Annotated in this window: 21 protein-coding genes and 1 pseudogene; 13 read left to right on the forward strand and 9 right to left on the reverse strand. The window is 70.7% G+C overall.

Annotation, left to right across the window (positions count from 1 at the left end; all coding sequences use genetic code 11):
* The first annotated feature begins 679 nt into the window (after window positions 1-679).
* Window positions 680-2,470: an SEL1-like repeat protein gene (locus tag IE264_RS26240; RefSeq protein ID WP_051821849.1), complete on the forward strand. Its 1,791-nt coding sequence runs from the start codon at window positions 680-682 to the stop codon at window positions 2,468-2,470.
* Window positions 2,471-3,973: 1,503 nt separating this feature from the next.
* Here the strand turns inward: IE264_RS26240 and IE264_RS26245 are convergent.
* Window positions 3,974-4,881, reverse strand: a protein-coding gene (locus tag IE264_RS26245) for an IS5 family transposase (protein ID WP_373301937.1) whose coding sequence is annotated in 2 segments (ribosomal slippage) — window positions 3,974-4,458 and window positions 4,458-4,881 — 909 coding nt in all. Because the reading frame shifts where the segments join, the coding sequence is not laid out codon by codon here.
* Between the two features lie 347 nt (window positions 4,882-5,228).
* Window positions 5,229-5,381, reverse strand: a pseudogene (locus IE264_RS26250) (DUF255 domain-containing protein); the annotation flags it as partial.
* A 511-nt stretch (window positions 5,382-5,892) separates the two neighbouring features.
* Between IE264_RS26250 and IE264_RS26255 the strand changes: the two are divergent.
* Together IE264_RS26255 and IE264_RS26260 are read left to right on the forward strand one after the other, a co-directional pair.
* Window positions 5,893-6,888 carry a DUF4190 domain-containing protein gene (locus IE264_RS26255; RefSeq protein ID WP_229887763.1) on the forward strand — a complete coding sequence of 332 codons (996 nt, stop codon included), beginning with the start codon at window positions 5,893-5,895 and terminating at the stop codon, window positions 6,886-6,888.
* A gap of 131 nt (window positions 6,889-7,019) precedes the next feature.
* Window positions 7,020-10,331: a tetratricopeptide repeat protein gene (locus tag IE264_RS26260; protein ID WP_032757660.1), complete on the forward strand. Its 3,312-nt coding sequence runs from the start codon at window positions 7,020-7,022 to the stop codon at window positions 10,329-10,331.
* A 31-nt stretch (window positions 10,332-10,362) separates the two neighbouring features.
* Here IE264_RS26260 and IE264_RS26265 read toward each other — a convergent pair whose 3' ends face one another.
* Window positions 10,363-11,340 (reverse strand): hypothetical protein, encoded by a 978-nt coding sequence (locus tag IE264_RS26265; protein WP_032757659.1) that lies wholly within the window; start codon window positions 11,338-11,340, stop codon window positions 10,363-10,365.
* 192 nt (window positions 11,341-11,532) lie between these two features.
* Window positions 11,533-12,432 carry a helix-turn-helix domain-containing protein gene (locus tag IE264_RS26270; protein WP_032757658.1) on the reverse strand — a complete coding sequence of 300 codons (900 nt, stop codon included), beginning with the start codon at window positions 12,430-12,432 and terminating at the stop codon, window positions 11,533-11,535.
* Between the two features lie 136 nt (window positions 12,433-12,568).
* On the opposite strand from IE264_RS26270, the gene IE264_RS26275 reads away from it, so the two are divergent.
* A complete protein-coding gene (locus IE264_RS26275; RefSeq protein WP_032757657.1) occupies window positions 12,569-13,096 on the forward strand; it encodes an SRPBCC family protein in 528 nt (175 codons plus the stop codon).
* A 107-nt stretch (window positions 13,097-13,203) separates the two neighbouring features.
* Here IE264_RS26275 and IE264_RS26280 read toward each other — a convergent pair whose 3' ends face one another.
* Both IE264_RS26280 and mca read right to left on the reverse strand, forming a co-directional pair.
* Window positions 13,204-13,440: a hypothetical protein gene (locus IE264_RS26280; protein ID WP_032757656.1), complete on the reverse strand. Its 237-nt coding sequence runs from the start codon at window positions 13,438-13,440 to the stop codon at window positions 13,204-13,206.
* A gap of 1 nt (window position 13,441) precedes the next feature.
* Window positions 13,442-14,323: a mycothiol conjugate amidase Mca gene (mca, locus tag IE264_RS26285; protein ID WP_031123278.1), complete on the reverse strand. Its 882-nt coding sequence runs from the start codon at window positions 14,321-14,323 to the stop codon at window positions 13,442-13,444.
* Between the two features lie 122 nt (window positions 14,324-14,445).
* Between mca and IE264_RS26290 the strand changes: the two genes are divergently transcribed.
* Window positions 14,446-14,862, forward strand: a complete 417-nt coding sequence (locus tag IE264_RS26290) for a DUF4307 domain-containing protein (protein WP_015610986.1) — start codon at window positions 14,446-14,448, stop codon at window positions 14,860-14,862.
* Window positions 14,863-15,081: 219 nt separating this feature from the next.
* Window positions 15,082-15,579 carry a transcription elongation factor GreA gene (greA, locus tag IE264_RS26295; RefSeq protein ID WP_015610985.1) on the forward strand — a complete coding sequence of 166 codons (498 nt, stop codon included), beginning with the start codon at window positions 15,082-15,084 and terminating at the stop codon, window positions 15,577-15,579.
* Window positions 15,580-15,670: 91 nt separating this feature from the next.
* Here the strand turns inward: greA and IE264_RS26300 are convergent, their stop codons facing one another.
* The 3 genes from IE264_RS26300 to ilvA all read right to left on the reverse strand — a co-directional run bounded on the left by IE264_RS26300 (window position 15,671) and on the right by ilvA (window position 18,871).
* The gene (locus IE264_RS26300) at window positions 15,671-16,534 is read right to left on the reverse strand and encodes an ABC transporter permease (protein ID WP_032757655.1); all 864 of its coding nucleotides are present in this window, start codon (window positions 16,532-16,534) and stop codon (window positions 15,671-15,673) included.
* Complete coding sequence (locus tag IE264_RS26305; protein ID WP_032757654.1) at window positions 16,531-17,517, reverse strand: daunorubicin resistance protein DrrA family ABC transporter ATP-binding protein; 987 nt, start codon at window positions 17,515-17,517, stop codon at window positions 16,531-16,533. The genes IE264_RS26300 and IE264_RS26305 overlap by 4 nt, the downstream gene beginning before the upstream one ends.
* A gap of 124 nt (window positions 17,518-17,641) precedes the next feature.
* Window positions 17,642-18,871, reverse strand: coding sequence for a threonine ammonia-lyase (ilvA, locus tag IE264_RS26310; protein ID WP_032757653.1), 1,230 nt, complete (start codon window positions 18,869-18,871; stop codon window positions 17,642-17,644).
* A 157-nt stretch (window positions 18,872-19,028) separates the two neighbouring features.
* Here ilvA and IE264_RS26315 point away from each other — a divergent pair, with 157 nt between their 5' ends.
* The 7 genes from IE264_RS26315 (at window position 19,029) to IE264_RS26345 (ending at window position 25,426) form a co-directional block, all read left to right on the forward strand.
* Window positions 19,029-19,559: a MarR family winged helix-turn-helix transcriptional regulator gene (locus IE264_RS26315; RefSeq protein WP_015610981.1), complete on the forward strand. Its 531-nt coding sequence runs from the start codon at window positions 19,029-19,031 to the stop codon at window positions 19,557-19,559.
* Window positions 19,560-19,680: 121 nt separating this feature from the next.
* The gene (locus tag IE264_RS26320; RefSeq protein ID WP_015610980.1) at window positions 19,681-20,532 is read left to right on the forward strand and encodes an STAS domain-containing protein; all 852 of its coding nucleotides are present in this window, start codon (window positions 19,681-19,683) and stop codon (window positions 20,530-20,532) included.
* Window positions 20,529-20,903, forward strand: coding sequence for an STAS domain-containing protein (locus IE264_RS26325; protein ID WP_032757652.1), 375 nt, complete (start codon window positions 20,529-20,531; stop codon window positions 20,901-20,903). The genes IE264_RS26320 and IE264_RS26325 overlap by 4 nt, the downstream gene beginning before the upstream one ends.
* Window positions 20,900-21,322, forward strand: coding sequence for an ATP-binding protein (locus IE264_RS26330; protein ID WP_051821848.1), 423 nt, complete (start codon window positions 20,900-20,902; stop codon window positions 21,320-21,322). The genes IE264_RS26325 and IE264_RS26330 overlap by 4 nt, the downstream gene beginning before the upstream one ends.
* A complete protein-coding gene (locus IE264_RS26335) occupies window positions 21,319-22,401 on the forward strand; it encodes an ATP-binding SpoIIE family protein phosphatase (RefSeq protein WP_032757650.1) in 1,083 nt (360 codons plus the stop codon). Before IE264_RS26330 ends, IE264_RS26335 begins: the two co-directional genes overlap by 4 nt.
* Entirely contained in the window at window positions 22,398-23,807 is a 1,410-nt protein-coding gene (locus IE264_RS26340) for a sensor histidine kinase (RefSeq protein WP_051821847.1), read from the forward strand. The genes IE264_RS26335 and IE264_RS26340 overlap by 4 nt, the downstream gene beginning before the upstream one ends.
* Window positions 23,804-25,426 (forward strand): fused response regulator/phosphatase, encoded by a 1,623-nt coding sequence (locus tag IE264_RS26345; RefSeq protein ID WP_032757647.1) that lies wholly within the window; start codon window positions 23,804-23,806, stop codon window positions 25,424-25,426. The genes IE264_RS26340 and IE264_RS26345 overlap by 4 nt, the downstream gene beginning before the upstream one ends.
* Window positions 25,427-25,478 lie beyond the last annotated feature (52 nt).

Here is a 25,478-nt window from a genome sequence, read left to right on the forward strand (position 1 = left end):
CCCCGTGACGAAACACAAGGGAAAGCGCAAATTCCGGGAGCACCTGGAGGCTCTTTTCGCTGCCGCTGGCTCCCCTAAGCCAGCCGCTATCTGCTCTGCCAGCAGGGACCGCCTTGGGCGAAGTTCCCTGTCCGTACAGCGCATCAGCGATTGGCGAAGCGGGAAGCACACACCGACCAATAAGCTCTTCCGAGAGTTTCTCAGGGCGGTCGACAGCTTGGCTCGGCAGCGAAACTTCGCTCTCCCTGCCGCACTCGCCGACCCGGCAGTTTGGGATCGCCTACTGCGCGCGGCGCGAGCAAAGACTCCCACTCCGCCGCAGGAAGAATCGCGCCAGATCACGGTAGGCGCAGTCCGGATCCCGATCCGCCCTGTGGCTGAGTCCGATCCTCTGGAACTGGGCGTACACCGAACAAGTCGCCTTGAGGGCGCTCCTCCACTACCGGCCTATGTACCGCGGGACGCAGACAGTACAGTCTCGGCCCAGCTGGCAGAGGCAAGGGAGACCGGAGGCTTCGTCTTGTTGGTCGGCGAGTCCACAGCCGGAAAATCTCGGTGCGCTTTCGAGGCTGTACGACGCGAACTGCCCGATCACTGGATCGTCGCGCCACCTGCAGCCAGCGACCTGAGCCCCGTGCTAGCGCATGTATCCCTACCGAGGCCCGGCCACCGGAGGTGGGTGCTCTGGCTGGACGACCTCGACCGCTTCCTCCTCCCCGGCGGCCTCGATCAAGGCATGTTGTCCGCGCTTCTAGAGCAACGGGTTGTGGTCATGGCCACCATGCGTTCCGAGGTGTATGGCAATTACAGTGAGCGCGCGTTGCGAGGCATGGACGCTGACGTGGCATCCGTGCGCCGCCTCGGATCCCGGGTCCTGAACCTCATCGAGCCCCTCGTACTGGACCGGCAGTGGTCCGAGACGGAAATGGGTAGGCTCCGCGCACACCTGGCGAACCCAAACTCCGACAAACGTCTGGCTGACGCAGCCCATCACCACGGGGTTCACGGCATCGCGGAATACCTCGCAGCCGGCCCGAAGCTACTCGAGGAATTCCTGACGACTCGACGCCAGCCGAAAGGCCATCCCCGTGGCGCTGCCCTGGTTCAGGCGGCGATCGATCTTGCGCGGGCAGGCATCTCCACCCCTCTGCCCGCCGAGACCCTGCTGAATTTGTCCACGTGCTATCTCAGTGCCGGGGACGCCTCACGCCTCCAAGCTGAGAGCCCCGAGCAGGCTCTAGTGTGGGCAACCGAGACCCAGTTCGGTGTGGCAGGAATGCTGGTTGCCACGGATACCACCGAGGCTTGGCGGCCATTCGACTACCTCGTGGACGCCGTTGCCAGTGCCGTCGAAGCTACGGCCATCCCCGACGAGGTTTGGGAAGCTGCGGTCACGCACGCGAATGGCGGTAGCGAGCTGCTACCTGTCGGACGGTCTGCCTTCCGCTTCGGCCGTCTGGTGCTCGCCGAGCGCTGCTTCTCTCCGCTGGCGGCCCGAGGTAACCACGTCGCAATGCACGACCTTGGGTTCGTACAACGCGAAAGACGGCCGGAACACACCTGGTCCTCGTGGTACCGGACCGTATCTGAGACAGGAACTCCGTTGCAGGCCCGCACCCTTGGCGCCCTCCACGAAATTGAAGGGCGATGGGACGAAGCAGTGGCCTGCTACGAGAGGGCTGCCGATCAAGGAGATGCCCTTGCCATGCGACTCCGGGGTGTAATCGCCCAGCGGCACAGGCAAAACGACGAAGCTCATAAGTGGTACGTCCGCGCTGCAGAAGGCGGAGATGCGGTTGCAATCGCGTTCTTCAATCAACCGGAAATCTACCGGCCCGAAATGGGACACGGGCTGGGTTCGGAAACCTGGGACCCGAACGTCGAATGGGATGAGGAGGACGAAGAGCCGTGGCAGATGACGGCCCGCACATCACGCATCCTAAGCTGCAACCTGGAGATCCTCGCCGATATGGCTCACGACGAGTTGAACGAACTGGGTGACCAGCCAGTCTCTCCGAACAGCTTCGGGATCTTCTTTGCACTCTTGCCAGCCTCCACATGGAACCAGCCACGACATTGGCGACGCAGGGCGCTAAGAGCCCTGGATGATCTCAACGAGGACATCACTCTCGGCCGCTCTCCCCAACCACGCTGCGCGGCGGAGGAACTTGCGCTCCACTTCGCTCTTGAGAGCGCTTCGGCGATGACATGCGATGAGCCGGATCTGGTGGCTGAGTTCACACAAGGGCTCCCCGAACAGCAGGGCGACTACGACTGGGATGTTTGTTCGGACCTGCTCTTCCAGGACCACGATGTGCTTTTCCTCTACGACCCGATGATGCAAGGACTGGAGCACCCCGACAACCCGCTCAACCAACGTATGGGCATTGGAGACCTGCGGCCAGAAGGATGGTTCGAGGAGTTCGGAAACGTGTCACCTCGCGACCCATCCCGAGGATTCACACATTGACGTGATCGCGCTGAATCGCGTACGGCGTGCCGATCCTTAGCGATGGATCATGATCGATCATTACGTCATCATGAGCTAGATAAATCGTTCGATATCAAGTGGACATTCTCTCAGTAACTGCCTTCCGGAACCTACGACGTCGGCAACGGTATGACGGCCGGAACGCGCCGAATGGAATCGCCTGAAAGTTCCCACCAATACGGCTTGGGTGGAAGGCACCCAAGCCGTCTGCACACCCGTTCTGCCAGAAGGCCAAGGACCGCGTCTCCGAGCAACTGCTCCAGGGTGGATCCAGTCCCGCTACATCGACTGACTAGGGTCCGGTGAACTCCACCCTTGTAGAAGCTCACCAGCATGCCGCCGGGCATCGAGAGAGGGTCTCCACGGCCTGGCGCTCGGCCGCTTTCCGGAGAATCGACCGCCAGGATGTACCTGGCTTACGGTGCGCTGGGCCGTTGGCCCTCCTGGGTGTCGCAGGCCGGAACACCAACGACCGCATGCGGTTCACGCGGCGATGGACGCGAGAGGAGCCCTTGGGCGCGGCTGAAGCACCAAGGGCTGCGCCCTCCGGAGCAGTCCGGACCTGGCTGCGACACCAGGGATCCCGCGCATGTTCCCGAGCGGGCTGACCAAATCCGCAAGCGGCTCTGGCGCGGCAGCAAAGGCGGCCATCCGCCTCAGCCTCGACAAAGGAACCGACTTTACGGGCAGCCGCCACTCTTCCTGCGACCCAGATGTGAACGCGAGGCGTGACGGCAACTCCCGGTAGACGATCCGGACCGGAAGTCCGGACATCATCGGCTCGACCAGGAACTTTGAACGCCTTGGCACGCAACGCGCCTCGGAGTTCAGGCACCGCGCAGCCTTGTATGAGGTCAGCGCACCGGGCGGTGCGCCGTCGACCCGAAAGGATTCACATCGTGACCGTGGCACTGCTGTCTACCGTGATCTGCGCTGGTGCACTCACCCTCCAGCGCGCCATCTACCCCCTGACCCTTCTGGTCGGTTTCTTGTGCGCGCTACGCGGCCTTGGCGCTCCCGAGCGGGTCTTGACCTTCCGTACCTTCGCCCGAGCAGTTGCCGACGTGGGCAGCCACCCCACACGCAGTTCGACGTGATCACCCCTCCGCTCCCCTTCCGCTCACCCACATTGATGAGACGTTGAAGTGACGGGCGCGACGTCAGATGTAGCAGCGCCAAGGAACCTCACCGTCAGGAAAATCGGTTCACTCGACCGGTCGGCGGCACCACTCTGTGGAACTGAAGCACCCCGTGAGCCAGTGCGCTTCCGCGCTGTCTGCTGCCAGAAGATCATGGGTTCGCCGTACTCGTTCCGTCCGCCATGTCAGCCCAGCAGCCGCCCCCTTGACGTTCCCAAACCAGCATTCACGGCCATACGCCCAACGCGCCGACTCTCAGGCACCTTCGGCATCCTGCTCCCACCCCTTTGCCCTGCGGGGCCAGGCTAGAACAAGCGGCAACGCACTAGCCGTTTCGTTTGGATCAGCGGGCTGACCAGAGGAAGATGCCCGCGATGTGGAGGCCGGCCAGGTAGATGGTCGCGGTCTTCTCGTAGCGGGTGGCGATTCCTCGCCATTGCTTGAGGCGGTTGATGCACCGCTCGACGGAGTTGCGCTGCTTGTATGTCTCGCGGTCAAAGGCGGGAGGGCGCCCGCCTCGGCTGCCTCGCCGCAGCCGGTGGATGTTCTGGTCCGCCCGGATCGGGATGACAGCCCGGATGCCACGGCCGCGCAGGTGCCCGCGGATCGCGCGGGACGAATACGCCTTGTCGGCCAGGACCACGTCCGGCCGTGTGCGGGGCCTGCCTCGAGGGCGTGGGACGCGCAGGCGGGCCATTACTTCGGTGAAAGCAGGCGCGTCGTTGGCCTGTCCGCCGGTCAGGACGAACGCCAGTGGGCGGCAGCGGCTGTCGGCGGCGAGGTGGATCTTGGTGGTCAGCCCTCCGCGGGACCGGCCGATGGCATGGTCGGCCGGTTCGCCTGCCGGGGCCCCTTTTTGCGGGCCCCGGCAGCGTGCTGGTGAGCGCGCACGATCGTGGAGTCCACCGACACCACCCAGTCGAGACCGTCCTCCTCGTCCGCCTGAGCCATCAGCGCCGTGAACACGCGCTCCCACGTGCCGTCGGCCGCCCACATCCGCAGCCGGTTGTAGACACCCCGCCAGTTGCCGTACTTCTCCGGCAGGTACATCCACTGCGTCCCGGTCTGGAACTTGAAGGCAATCGCGTCGATCACCTCACGGTGATCTCGCCACCGGCCACCCCGCTTCGGTGACCGGTCAGGAAGTAACGGCTCGATCCGCGCCCACTGCGCATCAGTCAACGACACAACCAGACCAACGATCGGATGATCCGAACGAAACGGCCTAGCACCCCTAGGTACGGACAGCATGTCCAGGCGCGACCACCCCCGGTACGAGGAGGCTTGTGCGTCTAATCTCGGCGAACCTGCGATCACGGTTCCATGCCCACCACTCCGCGCTCAGAAAGAAACGAGGTTGACGAGCGGGCAGGTCATCTCAAACAGGCCTGTCGCGAGGGGGGGGTGCCTCGGTCGTCCGGCTCCAGGATCACCATGACGCTCGTCCACTTCTCCACGGACCAATCAGGCGAGGCGGCTAACTGCTCCTGTGTCCGGGCGTCGATACGGGCGTCAAGGTCATCACTTTCGGCGTTCATGAAATCACTGTATGACGTCACGCCTGGTAGGCACTTATGGGTTCAGCAAGTGCACTGGCGCCAGTGGCACGCGGAGTAGCCGACGGACAGCAGAACGGGCACATCGCGCCGCTTCGCCTCCTCGAAGGCATCCGCTCCCCAGGGCCACCAGTCGACGGGATTGTCAGCATGCTGAAGCAGATAAGGCGAGGTCACACCAGCCAGCCGGTTCATGCGATCCAGCCTCTCACAGGGCTTCTCCTCACTGTGGAGACCGCACAGACTCCCCCTCACTCTGCCGAACCGGGCCGAGTCGAAGACAGCTCCTCCTGGAGGCGGTCGCCTGCAGGACGTTCCCCTCACCAACCGCCGCCCGGACGTCACCGTCTACCGGGCGGAAACCTGGGAACCATCTGACCCGCTCGCCCTGGGCTCTGTCCTGTGCTTGCTTGTCGTGACACCCGCCCGCCACCCGGCCCCGCAGCGAAAGGGCAGGTGGGAGAGGGCAGGTGGCACAGGGTGCGGGTGGCCCCGGTGTTACCGTGCGGGCACCCCGGCCCCACACGGACTCCTGCGCTGATCACGACTGACGAAAGGGCACAGGACCATGACCGTGCCGCCGCCTCCGCCTTCCCACATACCTCCGACCGGCCCTCTCCCGCCCGGCCCCTACGGGTACGGGTACGGCGCGACGGCGCCGCCCGGCGTGCCCTGGCAGCCGGTGGTGCGTCCGCCGCTCAGTGGGATGGCGGTGGCGTCCCTCGTGCTGTCGTTGCTGGTCTGCCTCGCGCCGGTGGGGCTGGTCCTCGGGATCGTGGCGCTGGTGCGGATTCCGCGTAACGGCAAGCGGGGCAAGGGGCTGGCGGTCGCCGGGACCGCTGTGGGGGCTTCCGTGGTCGCTCTGTCGGTGCTGCTGGTGGCGGTCGGCGGGGCGCGGTTCTCCACGTGGACGGTGGACGGGCCCCGGGAGGCGGCGGCGGGCACGCTGTTCGGGCTGCGGGAAGGTGACTGCTTCACCCCGGGGTCGGGGCTGCCGACCAAGGGCGACCCCCGGCTGAAGGACCTGTCGGCCGAGGTGGTGGAGTGCGAGAAGCCCCATCAGGGCGAGGTGTACGGCTCGTTCCAGCTGGAGGACGGCGGCTTCCCCGGCACCGAGTCCGTCGCGGCTTCGGCGTACCTGGGCTGCGCGCCGCTGCTGCACGACTTCGCGCTGGACAGCGCGGCCCTCCCCCAGGTGCAGTTGTTCTTCTACCACCCGGACGCGACGGGGTGGACGCTCGGCAACCGGACGGTGCTGTGCTGGGTGGGTCCTCCGGCCGGGCTGCTGGAGAAATCGCTGCGGCAGGACGTGGGCGACTGGGACGAAGGGCAGCTGGCGTATCTGACGGCGCTGCGGCCCGCCAGTGAGGCGCGGGCGAGCCGGCCCGGCGAGGGGCCCGAGAAGAACCTCGCGGGAGCGACCGACTGGGCCGGGCGGATGGCCGAGGGTGAGGCGGAGTCGGCGCGGCTGCTGCGGGCGGCGGACGGGCTCCCGGCGGGTGCGCGCGGTCCCGCGGAGGCGTTCGCGGACCGGCTCGACGCGCTGTCGGCGAAGATGCGCGAGGCGTCGAAGGCCCGTACCGAGGAGGAGTTCCGGGAGCGGATGGTGAGCTCCGGCGAGGGCGACGGGGCCGGCGAGGAGGGGCGGGTGCGCGCCGCTGTCGGGCTGCCGTTGCCGGGCGGCGGCGACATGGCCGGGTGAGCCCGCACCCCCTTCCTTGACCGTCCCCTTGCACAGTGGCTCTCGCGTCGAAGCCTCGTACGCAGGAGACTTGGCCCTGATGCCGGGGCACCGGCCCTCGGCTTCAGGGCAGCTTTCGGAGGGGGACACATATGCGGGACAGCCATCGGGCGGAGGCGACAAGGCTGTTGGTGCGCGCCGTGGAGGAGGAGGCGCGCCGCACGGGTGGCCGGACGGACCCCGGCGTGCTGATGGCGCGGGCGCGGGCAGCGCTCGACACCATCGCGGCGGGGGCGGGCGAGGAGTACGCCGCGTACACGCAGGCGCTCGACGCCGCGGCGGCGGGCGAGCGGCCGCTGTCGGAGCGGCTCACGAAGGAGACGCTGGGAACGCCCCTGCTGGTGACGGGGGTTGCCGCCGTCGCCGCGTTCGGGGCGGACCTGGCGTTCGGTACGGCCACCGGTCCCGCCCTCGGCGCGGGCGCGGTCGTCGCGGTGGCCGGCGCCGCGACGACCGTGGCGAAGGCGACCGCCTCGCACTGGCCCGCCGCCCATCGCCGCGCCGGTGCGGCCGGACAGCCGGGCGGGGCCGAGCAGTTGCGCCTCCAGTGGCTGACCGCGCTGGAGGTACGGGGCATCCGCCCGTACCTGGACCAGCAGCGGATGCTGACCCCCGCCTCCCGCGCCGCCAAGAAGCGGACCGCCCCGGTGGTACGGCAGTTGCGCGGCGGTGACCGCAGTGCGGCGGCCCGGACGCGGGTCGTGCTGGAGCAGTCCTTCGGGCATCTGCCCGACGCCGAGGGGCCGTTCACCGGCCGTCGGGCCGAACTCGCGCAGATCGCCCGGTGGGTGCACGCCGCCCGCGCCGCCACGCAGACCCGGCCCACGGTCGTCGTACTGCACGGCGAGCCGGGCTCCGGGCGCACCACGCTCGCGGTCCGGGCGGCGCACGCGCTCAAGGACCAGTTCCGGGGCGCCTGCGTGGTCGATCTGCGGGGCCAGGTGGCCGGGGAGAGCCCGCTGCCGACCCGGGACGCCCTGCTGCACCTGCTCAACCGGCTGGGCGCCCCGCGCGAGCAGTTGCTCTTCCGTGACGGGGCCACGCCGGGCGCCCCCGGCCGCACCGGAGGGGCCACGCCAGGAGCCCCCGGCACCACCGGTCCCGCCCAGGCGGCCGCGTACGCGAACTCCGCCGCCGAGCAGCACGTGCGGCGCCTCGGCGAGCTGTACCACCAGCACCTCACCGGCACCCCGGTCACCATCGTGCTCGACGACGCGACCGACGCCGGTCAGGTCCGCACCCTGATCCCGGAGCGCTCGGACAGCCTCGTCATCGTCACCGCCCGGGAGCCCCTGGAGCTGCCCGCGGACATCCCGGCCTGGGTGCACCACCTGCCGGTCGGCCCGCTGGACGCGGCGGGTGCGGAGGAGCTGCTGCGCGAGGTCGCCGGGGGCGAGGAGGCGGGACCGTACGACTACCCGGCCACCGATGCCGTCGTGGAGCTGTGCGGCGGGCTGCCGCTGGCGCTGCGGGTGGCCGCGTCCTCGCTCGGGGACCGTACGCGGAGCGCGCTCGCCGAGGATCTGCGCGCGTACGGTCCGGTGTCCCCCGTGGACCGGGCCCTCTGGCTGCGCTACACCGACCAGAGCGAGGCGGCCCGCAGGCTGCTGCGGCGGCTCGCGCTGGCGGGCCGGGCCAGTCTCGGTGCGGCGGCCGCCGCGGCCCTGCTGGCGGCCGACGAGCAGGAGGCCGGGCGGCGGCTGGCGGAGCTGACCCGGGCCGGGCTGCTCACCCACGTACGGGGATCGCGCTACCGGCTCCACGATCTCGTCCGGGGCTTCGCACTGGCCCGGCTGCTCGACGAGGAGGAGCCGGCCGAGCGGGCCGCCGCCCATGAGCGACTGCTGACGAACTACGCGGAACTGGCCGACGCGGTGATCCGCATGGTCGACGGGAAGATGTCGACCCGGGTCGGACAGTTCGGCTCGCACGGCTTCGGCTCGCTGGACTCGGCGCTGCGCTGGCTGGACGACGAGTCCAGCTTCATCACCTCCGCTCTGCGCCACAGCGAGGGCGTCGACCAGGGCACGGTCCTGAACCTCCTGGGCGCCCTCTGCGACTACTGCCTGCTGCGCGGTGACCTCTACCGCCTGGGCGAGATCAGCGAGCTGACCCGCTCCGTCGACCAGGGCCTGCTGGAGCGGTCCGTGCAGTGGCGTACGGGGATCGCGGCCCGGCAGCTCGGCGAGCTGGACAAGGCCCGCACCACGCTCTCCTCGGTGGTCGGCCTGTATCGGGAGGCGCACAACGACTCGGGGGCGGCCCTCGCCCTCTGCTCCCTCGGCATCACCCTGCACCACCAGGGCAACCTGACGGAGGCCGCCGCCCGGCTCGGTGAGGCGCTGGAGCTCCAGGCCTCCGAGTCGCAGGCCGAGGACCGCGCCTGGACCCTGCACGCGCTGGCGGCCGTCGAACGCGACCGGGGCAACCTGGGCCGCGCCCTCGCCCTGCTGGACACCGCGCTCACCCTGCACCGGGAGGGCGAGTCGCTGCACGGGGAGGCGTGGACGCGGTTCCAGCTCGGCCAGGTCCGCCTGCGTACGGGGGAGGTGGCGGCGGCCGAGGAGGCCCTGTCCACCGCCCTGGAGCTGTACGGGCGCACCCGCGACGGCCGCGGCGAGGCGTGGGCGATCACCCAGCTGGCCCGGGCCCGGCTGCTGGACGGCGACCCGGAGCCCGCGCTGGAGCAGCTCCGCGACGCGCTGGCCCGGCACCGGGACAACGAGGACGCGCGCGGTGAGGCGTGGACGCTGTACTACCTGGGCCAGGCGCTGGAGGAGGACGGCGACACCGTCGAGGCGGTACGGGAGCTGGAGCGGGCCCGGACGATGTTCTCCCGGATGCGGGACGTGTACGGGCTGGCCTGCGCCCGCCACCACTCGGGCCGGGTGACCCGCGACCAGCGGGCCGCGCAGACGGGGAACCTGCGCAATTCGGGGTTCGCCCGGCAGCTCCTGATGGACGCCCGCGCCGACTTCCGGCGGATCGGGGTGGCGCACGGGGAGGCGTGGGCCTGCCTGGAGCTGGCGCTGATCGACGCGGGCAACAGCCGGGCGGCCCAGGCGCTCGCGCTGTGCGGCGAGGCGGTGGAGCTGTTCGCCTCGTACGGGGACGAGCGCGGGCGCGACTGGGCCCGGTTCCTGCGGTGCACGCTGCTGCCGTACGCCTCACCGGGCGGCAGCGAGGTGGGCACGGTGGTGGCGCAGCAGGAGCTGGCGGAGCTGGCCGCCGAGCACCACCCCGCCCGGGACAGCAGGCTGGAGCGGTGCGCGGAGGCGTACGCGGTGGTGCTGGACCGGGGGGTGGACCTGGAGGACGGCTGGCAGGCGTGGCGGCTCGGCCTGATCCCGACCCGCCACTCCCGCGAGGTCCTGGGCGTACCGCTGGAGGCGTCCCGCCCGTGACCGTACGTCCCGTCCCTTCACCGTGCCGGGTTCACCCCCGGCGGCCGCCGTGCAGCCGGGCGCGCAGGAGGTTGGGGTCCTCGGCCGTGGTGTAGGCGGCGCTGAGGACGTACACCTCCCTGCCGCGCACGGCTACGGAGGTGGGGTTCTGGAGTCCGTCCCCGGCGTCCAGCACGGTGGTGGCGGTGCCGTCGGGCCGGATGCGTACGACCTTGTTGGGCGCGTTGAGGGTGGCGAGCACCTCGTCGCCCCGGCCGGTGAAGGCGAAGTCGTCGATACCGGCCAGGCCTGTCGCCTTCACCTGCGGCGCTCCCGCCCGGTTCCCGTGCCGGATCGGGATGCGCAGGAGGGTGCCCCTGTCGAGGTTGGTCACCCACAGGGCGCCGTCGTGCACCTTCGCCCCGTTGGCTCCGAGGAAGCCGTCCGGGGCGAGCTCGGGTGCGGTCGACCACGCGGTGGGCCGGCCCCCGGAGAGCGGCACGGTCCATACGGTGCCGAGCACCGAGTCGGTGATGTAGAGCCGCCCGCTGTGCCGGTCGAGGGCCAGTCCGTTGGGTACGCCGTCCGGGGGCAGCGCGGCGATGCGCTCGGGGGCCCGGCCCGGGGCCAGCCGCCACAAGCCTGTCAGGTCGGCGGCGCCGGTCGCGTACAGCACGTATGTGGCACCGCCGGGGGCGTGGACGATGCCGGTGGTCATGGGGAAGCCGAGGACGGGGGTCCTGACCCCGGCGTCGGCGGGCGCGGGGAGGGTCGCCAGGATGCGGGTGGTGCCGCGAGGCGTGATCCGGGCGATCTGGCGGCCGGCGGCGAAGGTGATGTGCGCCGAGCCGTCGGGGAGCAGGGCGATGTTCTCCGGCAGCTGGCCCGCGGCCAGGTCGAAGTGGGACGCGATCCGGACGTCGCTCAGGGGCTTGGGGTCCGTCGGGGTGGCGTCGGCCGGGAGGGCGACGGCGAGGGCCGCCGCGACCGAGGCCGCGACGGTCGCGACGATGCTGCTGCGCTGGGGCATGGGCGACATGGGTTCCTTCACTGTTCTCAGGCGTGCGGGCATGCTGCAGCCAGGGTGGGTGCCGAGGGGGCGGGAAGCCGGTAGGTGCGGGCTGAACACGGCGGTGTCCGACCGTAGTTCGAGCGTTTCCAGCCATGGGAGGGGGCCGAGGAGTCTGCTTCCCCGGTCAGGTGGGCGGGGTTCGTTCCCGGGTCAGGCGGGGCGGGGTTCGGCGCCCCGGGGCGGCCGGGCCGCCTCGCCCGGCCCGCCGGCGTGGGCGAGGAGCTTCAAGGCGGTCGCCGAGGGCGAGCCCGGGGCCGCCGTGGCGACCACCAGAGCGGGTCCGTCTCCTTGCGGGCTCTGGAGGGTCTGCTGCGTCACGGTCAGGGGCCCGACCGTGGGGTGGTGCATCGCGTAGTCGGCGACATCGCAGGCCAGGATCCGGTGATCCGCCCACATGGTGGCGAACTCCGGGCTGCGCATGGTCAGTTCACCGACGAGTGCGGCCAGCAGGGGATCGTCCGGGTACCGGCCGGCGGTCAGGCGCAGGTTCCCGACCACGGCCCTGGCCTTGGCGGGCCAGTCGACGTACAGGTCACGGGTGTGGGCGTCGAGGAACACCGATCTGGCCATGTTCGGCCGTCGGCCCGGTTCGTCGGGGCCGTCCCGGTCGAGATGGCCCGCGAACAACGCGTGCCCCTGGGTGTTCCAGGCCAGTACGTCACTACGGCGGCCGACGACGATGGCGGGGGTGCCTCCGAGCGCTGCCAGCAACGCGCCGGTGGCCGGGGGAAGATGCTCGGGGCGGGGGCGGGGTGCGGCCCTGCCCCGCTTCGGTGCACGGGCGAGCTCGTGCAGATGGGCCCGCTCGGACTCGTCCAGACGCAGGGCGGTGGCGATGGCGTCGAGAACCTCACGTGAGGCGTTGCGCGACTGGCCCTGCTCCAGCCGGGCGTAGTAGGGAGCGCTGATGCCCGCGAGCATCGCCAGCTCCTCCCGACGCAGCCCCGGCACCCGGCGCCGCTCGCCGTAGGTCCGCAACCCGATGTCCTCGGGGTGCAGCAGGCCCCGGCGTGCCTGGAGGAAGTCGGCGAGCTGCCCGTGCTTGGTCATGGGACCGAGTATGCGGAGCGCCGCCGGCTCGCGCCTCACCCTGCCGGGGTGCGGATCCACAGGGTGTGGCTGCTCCCCGTGCCGGTCCCCAGGATGAGCCGCGTATCTCCTCGACTCGACAACGTACGGAGCACCCATGAGCGCCACCACGTCCGAGAGCACCGACCCCGGCCCGCCCCAGCCGCCGGCCGGGCTCGATCTGACGCCCTTCGCCTTCTCCAGGCGGTGCTGGGTCGCCTTGGCGCCGGACTCCGTCTACCGCCTGATCAGCGATGTCTCACTGATCGAGCTGTGGAGCCCGAGCGCCAGTGCGGTGAGCTACGAGCCGGGGGACGGCCCCTGGGTCGGCGCGCGGTTCCACGGCCGCAACCGCCGGGACGGGCGTGAATGGGGCACCCGTTCCGAGGTGGTGCGGGCCGATCCTGGTTCCGCGTTCGCCTTCGTCGTCGGCGGCGCCGAGCACGGCATCGTGCGCTGGGAGTGGCTCCTCCGCAAGCAGGGCACAGGCAGCATCGTCGAGCAGACCTGGCGGCTGCTGCGTACCGACCCGGTTCTGGGCGACACGCCCGGGGACCTCCACGCGCTGCGGGACCACATGGCGCGGAGCGCGGAGTCCACCCTGCTCGCCCTGGCGGAGTGGATCGCGGGCCGCGGCGCTCACTGACGGCACACTCGCGGTCACGTTCGCGTTCGCGGTACGGAGGACCGGCCGCGCCCCCGCCGTAGCGGAGGCTCCAGCCGGTTCCCCCGGACGGAGCCCGTGCCCCGGGCCTACTTCTCGGCGGTCGCCCCGGGGGCCCCGCTCGTGGCGGCCTCGGGGGCGGCCGGGTCGGGTGCCTCCTCGAAGTTCACCCGCCCCATGTGCCGGTTCATCGACTTCATCAGCTGCCACACGCCGACGGCAAGGGCCGCGAAGACGAGGAAGCCGAGAACGCCGGGGGTGACCTTGTTCTTGTCGAGCTCGGCGGCGAGCGGGACGACGTGCGTCAGTGCCTGGGTCGCGTACATATCAGGCATTGTCGCGGATGCCCGCGAAGAGGTCGCTCTCGGGGAGGGAGGTATCGACGAGAGACTTCGCCAGCTCGTACTCCTCGGTCGGCCAGACCTCGCGCTGGACGTCCATCGGAACCCGGAACCAGCCGCCCTCCGGATCGATCTGCGTGGCGTGCGCGATCAGCGCCTTGTCACGGATCTCGAAGAACTCGTCGCAGGGAACGTGCGTGGTCAGCGTGCGCTCGACGCGCTCGAACTCCTTCCAGCGCTCCAGCCACTCCCCGTACGGCGACTCCAGGCCGCGCGCGAGCAGTGCCTCGTGCAGAGCGACGGTGCGCGGCCGGTTGAAGCCCTGGTTGTAGTAGAGCTTCTGCGGCTCCCAGACCGGGCCGAACTCCGCCTCCGGGAACGCCTCCGCGTCCGCCGCACCGTCGAACGCGATCATCGAGATCGTGTGCGTCATGATGTGGTCGGGGTGCGGGTAGCCGCCGTTCTCGTCGTACGTGGTGATGACCTGGGGCCGGAAGGCGCGGATCTTCGCCACCAGGCGCCCGGCCGCGACCTGGGGGTCCTCCAGCGCGAAGCAGCCCTCGGGCAGCGGCGGCAGCGGATCGCCCTCGGGGAGCCCTGAGTCGACGAAGCCGAGCCACTCCTGCTGGACGCCCAGGATCTCCCGGGCCTCGTCCATCTCCTTCTTGCGCACCTCGTGGATGTTCTTCTCGATGTACGCGTCGCCCTGGAGCTTCGGGTTGAGGATGGAGCCGCGCTCGCCTCCCGTGCAGGTCACGACCAGCACGTCCACCCCCTCGGACACGTACTTGGCCATGGTGGCCGCGCCCTTGCTCGACTCGTCGTCGGGGTGGGCGTGAACGGCCATCAGTCGCAGCTGCTCAGTCAAAGCTCGATCCTCAGTGATGTGGTCGCGATGTGGGGCGCGGTCGGATGACGCACGGGCGACTTCTATAGTGACCGAACGGGGAGGTGGAAAATTCCTCGTTGCCCGGACCGGAGGGAAAGATCATGACGGCGGTTCGCGAAGCCACGCCCGAGGGGCGGTACGGCAGGACCGATGATCAGCGCGCGGACCGCAAGCTGAAGATCGTCGGTTCGGTGCTGGGCGTCGCGCTGCTCGGCGTGGTCGGCTGGATCGGTTACGGCTATGTGACCGGCCAGGGCATCAGCGCCGAGCTGATCAAGTTCGACATCGTCTCCGACGTGCGGACCGAGGCCCACCTCGAAGTGCGCAAGGACCGCGAGGTCGACGGCTACTGCACCGTACGGGCCCTGAGCAAGGACGGCAGCGAGGTCGGCCGCAAGGAGGCCCGCTTCGCGCCCGGCGCCGACCGGATCGACGAGCTCGTGGTGATGCGGACGCGGGCGCTGGCGACCGCGGTCGAGCTCACGGGCTGCACCGCGGACAGCTCTCCGGCCCGCTGAACCGCCCGGGGTCCCGCATCTGACGCACCCCGTCTGACCTGCGCCTTCCGGCGGTGGAGCAGTCCACCCGGACGTGTGACGGTTTACCTTCTCCCCCTTTTCCTGCGGAATTGTTAGGCTCGTGGTTTCGCCCACCCGTGGCAGCACATGCTTCCGGGTAGGGCGATGCTTTGTATTCCCAGCACCGCTTTGTATTTCCAGCACCGACGAGGAGCACCTGTGACCCAGACCAGCGAAAACGTCACCTGGCTCACGCAGGAGGCGTACAACCAGCTCAAGGCCGAGCTGGAGCACCTGTCTGGTCCCGCGCGCACGGAGATCGCCGTCAAGATCGCGGCGGCCCGTGAGGAGGGTGACCTCCGGGAGAACGGCGGGTACCACGCGGCCAAGGAGGAGCAGGGCAAGATGGAGCTGCGGGTGCGCCAGCTCACCCAGCTCCTGGAGCACGCGAAGGTCGGCGAGGCGCCGGCCGACGACGGCGTGGTCGAGCCCGGCATGGTCGTGACGATCGCCTTCGACGGCGACGAGGACGACACGACGACCTTCCTGCTGGCCTCGCGCGAGTACGCCAGCTCGGACATCGAGACGTACTCCCCGCAGTCCCCGCTCGGCATCGGCGTGAACGGCAAGCGCACCGGCGAGGACGCCGAGTACGAGCTGCCGAACGGCAAGACGGCCACGGTGAAGATCCTGGCGGCGAAGCCGTACACGGGCTGACACCCCGGCCCACCACGACGGAACGACGCGGGAGCCCCGGCCTTCATCGAGAAGGCCGGGGCTCCCGCGTCGTCGGTGGGTCCTCGGTACGTCAGACGGTCGCCGAGCGGTACTTGCGGACCGCCAGGCTCCGGAACACCACGATGATCAGGACCGACCAGATCACCGAGGCGATGATCGGGTGCTCCATCGGCCACGCCCCGGTGACCGACTTCGGCACCCCCGGCATGGTGTTCCCGAAGAGTTCACGGGCGCCCGCCACCGTGGCGCTGAAGGGGTTCCACTCGGCGACGTGCTGCAGGAACGTCGGCATGCCGGTGACCGGTACGAAGGCGTTCGAGATGAACGTCAGCGGGAACAGCCAGATCAGCCCGCCGGAGGTCGCCGCCTCCGGGGTCCGCACGGACAGGCCGATCAGGGCGCCGATCCAGGAGAACGCGTAGCCCAGCAGGAGCAGCAGCAGGAAACCGCAGAGCACCTTGCCGATGTTCTCGTGGGTGCGCCAGCCGACGATCAGGGCGACCCCCGCGAGCACCACGAGGGTGAGGGTGGTCTGGACGAGGTCGGCGAGCGTCCGCCCGGTGAGGACGGCTCCCCGGGCCATGGGGAGCGACCGGAAACGGTCGATGAGCCCCTTGTGCATGTCGTCGGCGATGCCCGCGCCGGCGCCCGCTGTGGCGAAGGTGACGGTCTGGGCGAAGATGCCCGCCATCAGGAACTCCTTGTACAGCTGCGGGTCGGTCGAGCCGCCGATGCTGATGGAGCCGCCGAAGACGTACGTGAAGAGCACCACGAACATGATCGGCTGGATCAGCCCGAAGATCACCATTTCGGGGATCCGGGTCATGCGGATCAGGTTCCGCTTGGCGACGACGAGTGAGTCCCGGACCGACTGCATGACGCCGCCGGACGGGCGGGGGGTCAGGACGGGGGCGTCCTTGGTGGTGACGCTCACGGGGTCTCCTCCTTCTTGTCCTCGGGGTCCCCGTGCTCGTCCGCCTCGGCCGCGTGGCCGGTGAGCGAGAGGAAGACGTCGTCCAGGGTGGGGCGGCGCAGGGCGATGTCGTCGATCTCGACGCCGCTGCCGTCGAGCTCGCGGATGATCTCGGCGAGCAGCTTGGCCCCGCCGCTCACCGGGACGGTCAGCTTGCGGGAGAGCCGTGCGACGGTGACCTCGCCCTTCCCCAGGGTGGTCAGCACCGAGCGGGCGGGCTCGATCTCGTCGGGGCGGTGCACGACGACCTCGACGCGCTCGCCGCCGGTGCGGGCCTTGAGCTCGTCGGAGGTGCCGCGGGCGATGACCTTGCCGTGGTCGATGACGCAGATGTCGTGGGCGAGGCGGTCGGCCTCCTCCAGGTACTGCGTGGTCAGCAGCAGTGTCGTACCGCCCGCCACCAGGTCCTCGATGACGTCCCACAGCTGCTGCCGGTTGCGCGGGTCGAGCCCTGTCGTCGGCTCGTCCATGAACATCACGGGCGGCGAGACGACCAGGGCGGCCGCGAGGTCGAGCCGGCGGCGCATGCCGCCGGAGTACGTCTTGGCGGTACGGTCGGCGGCGTCGGCGAGGTTGAACCGCTCCAGCAGGACGCCCGCCCGGGCCTTCGCGTCGCGGGAGCTCATCTGGTAGAGCTGCCCGACCATCTGGAGGTTCTCCCGGCCGGTCAGGTACTCGTCGACCGCGGCGAACTGTCCGGAGAGCCCGATCGAGCGGCGTACCTCGTTGGGCTTCTTCAGTACGTCGATCCCGGCCACGAACGCAGCTCCGCTGTCGGGGCGCAGCAGGGTGGTCAGGACCCGTACGGCGGTCGTCTTGCCCGCGCCGTTGGGGCCGAGCAGCCCGAGGACGGTGCCCTCGGGCACATCGAGGTCGACTCCGTCCAGGGCTCGTACGTCACCGAAGGTCTTCACCAGACCTTCGGCGTGGATGGCACCTGGCATGGATGAACTCCCCCGTCGTTCGCGGATGACGTACACGTACGTGGTTCGTCAGCGATCCTAGGATTCGCCGGGCCTCACCGCGCGGTGAATAACGGGATCCGGCCAACAGGCGGGAACCGGTCGGTCAGCCGATGACCCGGTAGCCGTCCCGGCGCAGTGCCGCTTCGACCTCTTCGCAGTGGCGGGGGCCCTTGGTCTCCAGGTGGAGGTCGACCTCCACCTCGGTCAGCCCGAGGCGCGGGTCGGTGCGCACATGGCCGATATCGAGCACGTTGGCGTCGGCGACGGTCAGTGCCGCCAGCAGGGTGGCCAGCGCCCCCGGCCGGTCGGTGAGGCGCAGCCGCAGGCTGAGGTAGCGGCCGGCGGCGGACATCCCGTGGCGCAGGACGCGCTGCATCAGCAGCGGGTCCACGTTGCCGCCGGAGAGCACCGCCACCACCGGCCCCCGGAACGCCTTGGGGTCGCTGAGCAGTGCGGCCACCGGGCTCGCCCCGGCAGGCTCCACCACCAGCTTGGCCCGCTCCAGGCAGAGCAGCAGGGCGCTGGAGAGCTCGTTCTCGGTGACGGTGCGGACCTCGTCCACCAGCTCCTCGATCACCGCGAACGGGATGTCCCCCGGACGCCCCACCTTGATGCCGTCCGCCATCGTGACCGGGTTGTCGAGGGAGACCGGGCGGCCGGCGGCGAGCGAGGGCGGGTAGGCGGCGGCGCCCTCGGCCTGGACGCCGACGATCCGGATGTCGGGGCGCAGCGCCTTCACCGCGACGGCGATGCCGGCCGCGAGTCCGCCGCCGCCGATGCCGACGACGATCGTGCGGACCTCCGGGCACTGCTCCAGGATCTCCAGCCCCACGGTGCCCTGGCCCGCGATGATGTCGGGGTGGTCGAAGGGGTGGATGAAGACCGCGCCGGTCTCCTCCGCGTACTGCTGTGCGGCGGCCAGTGTCTCGTCGACGACCTGGCCGTGCAGCCGCACCTCGGCCCCGTACTCCTGGGTCGCGGCGACCTTGGGCAGGGGGGCGCCGACGGGCATGAAGACCGTGGACCGGACGCCGAGGAGGGTGGAGGCGAGGGCGACGCCCTGGGCGTGGTTCCCGGCGCTGGCGGCGACCACCCCGGCCGCCCGCTCCACCGGGGTGAGGCCGGAGATCCGCACGTACGCGCCGCGCAGTTTGAAGGAGCCGGTGCGCTGGAGGTTCTCGCACTTGAGGTGGACGGGGGCGCCGACCAGCTCGGTCAGGTGCCGGCTGCCCTCCAGGGCGGTCACCCTGGCCACCCCGGACAGCATTTTCTGCGCGCCCCGGACATCGTCGAGGATCAGGGCCGGGTGTCGGGCGGTCGCGCGGAACATCATGCCCGCAAGTCTTGCAGCTCGGAGCGGTCGCGGCAGACTTGTCTCATGGCGGCCTGCGGTGGTGTCCGCAGGTTTGTGCGGCACTGGTACGCGTTGCCCCGGGGCCGCGTACTCTGTCCCCCACCCATCCGACACCGCACGAAGAGAGCCCCCGGCCATGCCCCCTCAGGACATGACGACTGCTGCGTCTCCTTCCGGGGGCGCCGCCCCCGAACACCCGGGTCCCGACCGCCTGCTGGACTCCCTCCAGCACCAGGTGGCGGTCTTCGCCCGCCGTGCCGAGCAGACCCGCCTCGGCGGTGTCGGCCAGGTCCGCAACTCGATGGACCGGGCGGCGTACCTGCTGCTGAACCGGCTGGACAAAGAAGGCCCGATGGGCGTCAAGGCGCTCGCCGCGGGCATGGGGATCGACTCCTCTACCGTGACCCGGCAGGTCGCCCCGCTCGTCGACACCGGGCTGGTCAAGCGGACCTCGCACCCGGAGGACGGCCGGGCCGTCGTGCTCCAGCTCTCCCCGCGCGGCCAGGCCCGCCTGGACGAGGTCCGCGCCTCGCGGCGCGAGCTGATGTCGCAGGTGACGGACGGCTGGACGCAGGAGGAGCGGGACACCTTCTGCGCGCTGCTCACCCGGTTCAACGGATCACTGGCCGCCCGGCAGGCCGCGCACCAGCCGCCGCAGAGCGACTGACCCCTTCCACGCGCCCCACGCCCTCTTAGGCCCCTGTCCCCGCTGGACGGCAGGGGCCTTGCCGTACGCTTCGCGAAGAGTTGCCAGATGGATACTTTTTACCTTTAAGGGGTGCCGGGCCATGGCGAAGCAGGACAGCAAGAGCGATCTGGCGGGACTGTTGTCCGCCGACCGCGAGAGAGTCGTGGACCAGTGGATCGACAGCGTCGTCGGGTCGCTCAAGGGCCGTATCAGCAAGGCCGAGGTCGACCGGGAGCTGCGCGAGCTGTACGCGGCGCTCGTGGAGGCCCTCGTCGCGGGAGGCGAGGACGCCCGCGGTGACCACCTGTCCGAGACCCGGGCGCTGCTGACCGAGCTGTCGCGCAACCGGGCCCGGCAGGGCTTCACGCCCAGCGAGACGGCCATCAGCGTGCTCGCGCTCAAGAGGGCGTTCGAACCGGCGCTGCGGGACGGATCGGCCGAGGACACCGACCGGTACCTGCGGCTGAGCCGGATCCTCGACGACCTGGCCCTGTTCACCATCGAGACGTACACCCGTACCCGCGAGGAGATCATCAGCTCGCAGGCCACTCAGCTCATGGAGCTGTCGACGCCCGTGGTGAAGCTCTGGGACGGTGTCATAGCCGTGCCCCTCGTGGGCACCCTCGACTCGGCCCGCACCCAGGTGGTGATGGAGAAGCTCCTCCAGGCGCTGGTGGACACCGGCTCCGAGCAGGCCATCATCGACATCACGGGGGTCCCCGCAGTCGACACCCAGGTCGCCCAGCACCTGCTCAAGACGATCGTGGCGGCCCGGCTGATGGGCGCGGAGTGCACGGTCTCCGGCATCCGTCCGCAGATCGCGCAGACCATCGTGGCCCTGGGCATCGAGTTCGGTGACATCGTCACCAAGGCGACCCTCGCCGACGCCCTCCAGCTCGCGCTGAAGAAGTCCGGCATCGACCTCGTCGCGCACCAGGGCGGCGGGCGATGACCGAGCGGGTTCCGGTCCTGCGGATCGGTGACGTACTCCTCGTCTCCATCCAGGTGGACCTGGAGGACCAGACGGTCCTGAACCTCCAGGAGGACCTGGCGGAGCAGATCGTCTCGCGCGCGGCCCGCGGAGTCGTCATCGACATCACCGCGGTCGAGATCGTCGACTCGTTCGTCGGCCGCATGCTGGCCACGATCGCCTCCATTTCCCGGCTGCTCGACGCCGAGACGGTAGTGGTCGGCATGCGGCCCGCCGTCGCCATCACCCTCGTCGAGCTGGGCCTCTCACTGGGCGGTGTCCGCACCGCACTCGACCTGGAGAAGGGGCTCGCGCTGCTGCGCCGGGCCGCCGCCGACACGGACCGGCGATGAACGTCCCCTGGGCGGCGGGACAGGTGCCCCGTACGCAGGGCATCGCCCAGAACGACGACGTCGTGCGGGCACGCCAGCAGGTCCGCGGGCACGCGCAGCAGTGCAAGCTGTCCCTGGTCGACCAGACGAAGTTCATCACCGCGGCCAGCGAACTCGCCCGCAACACCCTGGTGTACGGCGGCGGCGGAGAGATGCGGTCAGGCCTGGTGGAGCGGGACGGGCGGCGCGGTGTCGCGGCGGTCTTCGAGGACTCCGGACCCGGGATCCCCGACATCGAACTCGCCCTGACCGACGGCTGGACCTCGGGCGGCGGACTGGGCCTCGGGCTCAGCGGAGCGCGTCGGCTGGTCGACGAGTTCTTCCTGGACACCGAGGCGGGCCGGGGTACCACGGTCTCGATCGTCAAGTGGTCACGATGAGCCCCCTCGGCGTCCTCGACTGCGAGGACATCGCCTGGTTCCGGGCCGATCCCGAGATGCCCTCGGCGGCCCGGGGAGCGGCGGCGACGCTGGCGCGCCGCATCGGCCTGGAGGGCTACCGCGCCTCGGAGGTGGCCCTGGCGGTCACCGAGGCCGCGACCAACCTCCAGCGGCACGCGACCGACGGAGCACTGCTGCTACGGGTCCTGCGCACCCCGGACCGGGCCGGCGTCGAGTTCGTCACCGTGGACACCGGCCCCGGTATGGCCGATGTGGACGCCGCCCTCGCGGACGGCACGTCCACCGCCGGGACGCTCGGCATCGGGCTCGGGGCGGTCGCCCGGCTCGCCGACGTCTTCGACATCCACTCGGTCCCGGGGCGCGGCACGGTGATCGCCGCCCAGTTCTGGGCCCGTGAGGCCGTGGCCGAGATGGCCGGGAAGCCCTCCGTGGCCTCCGGCCTGACCCGGCCCATCAGTGGCGAGACGACGTGCGGCGACGCCTGGGCCGTACGCGTGGACCCCGGCGCCGACCACGACCCGCGGTCCGGCCCCGCCCCGTCCACCGCATCGGCCGAGCCGGCGATCCTCGTCATGCTCTGCGACGGGCTGGGACACGGGCCGATGGCCGCGCTCGCCGGTGAGGCCGCGGTCAAGGCGTTCCGGCGGAGCACCGCGCGCCATCCGGAGGGCCTGCTGCGCGACATCCATACGGCGTTGCGCGGCACCAGGGGCGGCGCGGTCGCGGTGGCCCGGATCGAACCCTCCGCACAGCGCCTCCTCTACTGCGGCATCGGCAACGTGAGCGGAGTCCTGCTCGGCCCCGAGTCCCGCAACGGCCTGCTCTCGGCGCCGGGCATCGTCGGACAGCAGATGCGGAGTCTGCGGACCTTCGAGCTTCCACTGAAGCCGGGCGGGGCGCTGGTCATGCACTCCGACGGGCTGACCGAGCGCTGGCGGGCGGACGATGTGCCCGGGCTGCTCCGGCACACCCCGGCCGTGATGGCGGGCCAGCTGCTGCGCGAGGCCGGTGTCCGCCGCGACGACGCCGGGGTCGTGGTCGTCAAGGGGGCCTGGTGACGGTGTCCGCCGCTCGATCCGCCTCCCTCCCCGCGTTCGATCTCGCCACGGCGCAGGATGTCTTCGCCCTGCGCCGCATCGGCCAGAGCGCGGCGAAGGCGCTGGGGATGGACCCCCAGGACCAGGTGCGCATCGCCACCGCGCTCAGCGAACTCGGCCGCGACCGGCTCGGCTGCGACGGGCTGACCGTGGCCTTCACCCTGCCGACGGGCCCGGAACCCGTCCTGGCCGTCGTCTTCGAATGGGACGGCGGTACGAAGGCGGCCCCCGACCTCGAACCGGCGTCCCGCCTGCTGAACCGGGTCCGCCACGAGAGCGGCGGGGCGCGGGAACGGATCGTCGCGGAACATCCGCTGCCCACGGGCTGGGCCGACACCCCGGACGCCCGGCTGGGCGTGCGGGAGGCGCTGCGCCGCCACGCGCCCATGACGCTCGCCGACGACCTGCGGGCGCAGACCCGCGACCTGATCGCCACCCTGGAGGAGACGCGGGCCCAGCGCGAGGAGCTGCGCAGGCTCAACGACGAGCTGGAGGAGACGAACCAGGGGGTCCTGGCGCTCTACACCGAGCTGTCGCAGGAGCTGGAGGAGACGAACAGCGGTGTCGTGGCCCTCCACGCCGAACTGGAGGAGAAGTCGAAGCGGCTGCGGGAGACCAGCGAGGCCAAGACGCGCTTCTGGACCAACATCAGCCATGAGCTCCGCACCCCCGTGAGCGCGGTGGTCGCGCTCTCCCGGCTGCTGCTGGCGTCCGGCTCGGCGCCGCTCACCGAGGAGCAGCGCCGCCAGATCTCCCTCATCGACACCTCGGGGCAGACCCTGTTCTCCCTGGTCAACGACTTGCTGGACATGGCCAAGGCGGAGGCGGGCCAGCTGGAGGTCGTCTCCGCGCCGGTGGACCTGCGGGCACTGGTGGGTCAGCTCGGAGCCGTGCTGCGCTCCACCTGGCCCCCCGGCGATGTCGTCCTGCTGACGCCCGCCCCCGGCACTCTTCCCGTGACGCTGACCGACGAGGTCCTGCTCACCCGCGTCCTGCGCAACCTGCTGTCGAACGCCCTGAAGTTCACCGAGAAGGGCGAGGTCCGGCTGGAGTTCGCGGTGGACCCGGCGGCCTCCGGGCCATGGATGACCTTCACCGTGACGGACACCGGGGTGGGGATCCCCGAGACCGAACTGCCCCGGGTCTTCGAGGAGTTCTACCAGGTACGCGGACCGCTCCAGCGCGTCCACCGGGGCACCGGGCTCGGACTCCCCTATGCCCGTGCCCTCACCGAACTGCTGGGCGGCACCCTGCAGTTGTCCAGCACCCCCGGCGTCGGCACCCGCGTCGAGGTCCGGCTGCCCCACCGGCCCGGGCCGGCGTCCGCTCCCCCGCCCGCACCCACCGATCCGGAGGCCGACGCGTGACCGAGACAGCACGACGCGACAGCGCGCCGGGAACCATCCTGGTGATCGACGACGACGAGACCAACCGCTACGTCCTGACCAGCTGGCTCAGACGGGCCGGGCACACCGTGCTCGACGCCGCCGACGGGGCCCGGGGCCTGGCCCTGATCGGCGCGCGGGACACCCCGCTGCCCGAGGCGGCGGTCATCGACGTCCAGCTCCCCGACATGACCGGTTTCGAGGTCTGCGAGCGGATCAAGGCCGATCCGAGCACCGCCTCGCTTCCGGTCATCCATGTCTCCGCCGTCGCGATGGGCGCCGACGACCACACCGAGGGGCTGAGCCGGGGCGCGGACGCCTACCTCGACCAGCCCGTCGACCCGGAGGAGTTCCTGGCCACCGTCACCGCCGCCCTGCGCTACGTACGGGCTCGGCGCCGGGCGGAACGTCTCACCCGGCGGCTGGCCACCCTCAACCGGGCGACCCTGGACGTCTACCGGGCCGTCGGCTTCCACTCCTTCGCCGCCGCGGCGACCGGCGGTGCGGCCACCCTCATGTCCGGCCCCGCCACCGCGATCTTCCTGAGCCCCCAGGGGCAGCCGGTGCACAGCCACGCCACCGGACCGGAAGCAGCCCCCGTCTCGTTGCCGGTGCGCTCCGAGGTGCTCGACCGGCTGGCCGCGTACGCCCTCGGCAGCGATACCGGGGCCGAGGTGCGGCTGATGCCCCACAGCCAGTGGAAGGCGCTGCTGCCCCTCGACCCGATCGAGGGGGACGTCGTCCTGGTGGTGGCCCGGACCAAGCGCAACCGGCCGCCCGTCTGCGTCGCCGTCCCGGCCGGCGCGGCTCTCGGCACCGATGAGCGCGAGCTCCTCCAGCAGCTCGTCAACGCCTGTGCGCTGGCCCTGGAGGCGCTGCGCACCTTCAACGAGGAGCACGCCCTCGCGCTCGCCCTCCAGCGCACCTTCCTGCCGGACCGGCTGCCGTGCGTTCCGGGCGTCTCGCTCGCCGTGCGCTACCTCCCGGCCTCCGACCACGCGGAGATCGGCGGCGACTTCTACGAGGCCCTGGAGACGCCGGACGGGCTGCTCCTGGCCATCGGAGACGTGGCCGGGCACTCGCTCGTCGCCGCGACGGTCATGGGCGAGATCCGGCACGCGCTGCGCGCCTACGCCCTGGAGGGCCATCCGCCGCACCACGTGCTGGAGCGGCTCGACGCCCTCCTCGCCCACACCCGGCCCGGCCTCACCGTGACGCTCTGCCTCGTCCTGGTCGACCCTGACGGCAGCCGGATCCACGTCGCCAACGCCGGTCACATCCCGCCCCTGCTGCTCGCCCCCGACGGCAGCGCCGACTACCTCCACGAGCACGGCCCCCTGCTGGGGCTCCGGCTGCCGCACCGGCCCGCGCGCGTCCACCCGGTCGCCCCGGACACCCGCATCCTGCTGATCACCGACGGTCTGGTGGAGGTCCGTACCCAGAACCTGGACGACAGCCTGGCGGCGTTCCGCTCCGCGGCACTGGAGGGGCCGCGGGAGCTGGAGGCCCTCTGCGACTTCCTCCTCGGCGCGTTCGGCGAGGACAAGGAGGACGACATCGCGCTGCTCGCCATCGAACTGGGCCCGGGACCGATGGCCTGACGGCGGCCCCGGCCCGGTGTGCGTCGCCCCTCTTGACCCGGGCACCGCACCG

Origin of the sequence: Streptomyces microflavus (assembly GCF_014650075.1) — a bacterium.
Classification (GTDB): Bacteria; Actinomycetota; Actinomycetes; order Streptomycetales; family Streptomycetaceae; genus Streptomyces; species Streptomyces microflavus.

What these genes read in the sequence shown, in the direction of transcription:
- IE264_RS26335 (WP_032757650.1), top strand. Translation starts at nt 21,319, where the DNA reads ATGAGCCCCCTCGGCGTCCTCGACTGCGAGGACATCGCCTGGTTCCGG.
- IE264_RS26265 (WP_032757659.1), bottom strand. Translation starts at nt 11,340, where the DNA reads ATGCCCCAGCGCAGCAGCATCGTCGCGACCGTCGCGGCCTCGGTCGCG.
- IE264_RS26280 (WP_032757656.1), bottom strand. Translation starts at nt 13,440, where the DNA reads ATGTACGCGACCCAGGCACTGACGCACGTCGTCCCGCTCGCCGCCGAG.
- IE264_RS26270 (WP_032757658.1), bottom strand. Translation starts at nt 12,432, where the DNA reads ATGACCAAGCACGGGCAGCTCGCCGACTTCCTCCAGGCACGCCGGGGC.
- IE264_RS26330 (WP_051821848.1), top strand. Translation starts at nt 20,900, where the DNA reads ATGAACGTCCCCTGGGCGGCGGGACAGGTGCCCCGTACGCAGGGCATC.
- IE264_RS26255 (WP_229887763.1), top strand. Translation starts at nt 5,893, where the DNA reads ATGGCGGTGGCGTCCCTCGTGCTGTCGTTGCTGGTCTGCCTCGCGCCG.
- IE264_RS26305 (WP_032757654.1), bottom strand. Translation starts at nt 17,517, where the DNA reads ATGCCAGGTGCCATCCACGCCGAAGGTCTGGTGAAGACCTTCGGTGAC.
- IE264_RS26315 (WP_015610981.1), top strand. Translation starts at nt 19,029, where the DNA reads ATGCCCCCTCAGGACATGACGACTGCTGCGTCTCCTTCCGGGGGCGCC.
- IE264_RS26290 (WP_015610986.1), top strand. Translation starts at nt 14,446, where the DNA reads ATGACGGCGGTTCGCGAAGCCACGCCCGAGGGGCGGTACGGCAGGACC.
- IE264_RS26325 (WP_032757652.1), top strand. Translation starts at nt 20,529, where the DNA reads ATGACCGAGCGGGTTCCGGTCCTGCGGATCGGTGACGTACTCCTCGTC.
- IE264_RS26275 (WP_032757657.1), top strand. Translation starts at nt 12,569, where the DNA reads ATGAGCGCCACCACGTCCGAGAGCACCGACCCCGGCCCGCCCCAGCCG.
- IE264_RS26320 (WP_015610980.1), top strand. Translation starts at nt 19,681, where the DNA reads ATGGCGAAGCAGGACAGCAAGAGCGATCTGGCGGGACTGTTGTCCGCC.
- ilvA (WP_032757653.1), bottom strand. Translation starts at nt 18,871, where the DNA reads ATGATGTTCCGCGCGACCGCCCGACACCCGGCCCTGATCCTCGACGAT.
- IE264_RS26260 (WP_032757660.1), top strand. Translation starts at nt 7,020, where the DNA reads ATGCGGGACAGCCATCGGGCGGAGGCGACAAGGCTGTTGGTGCGCGCC.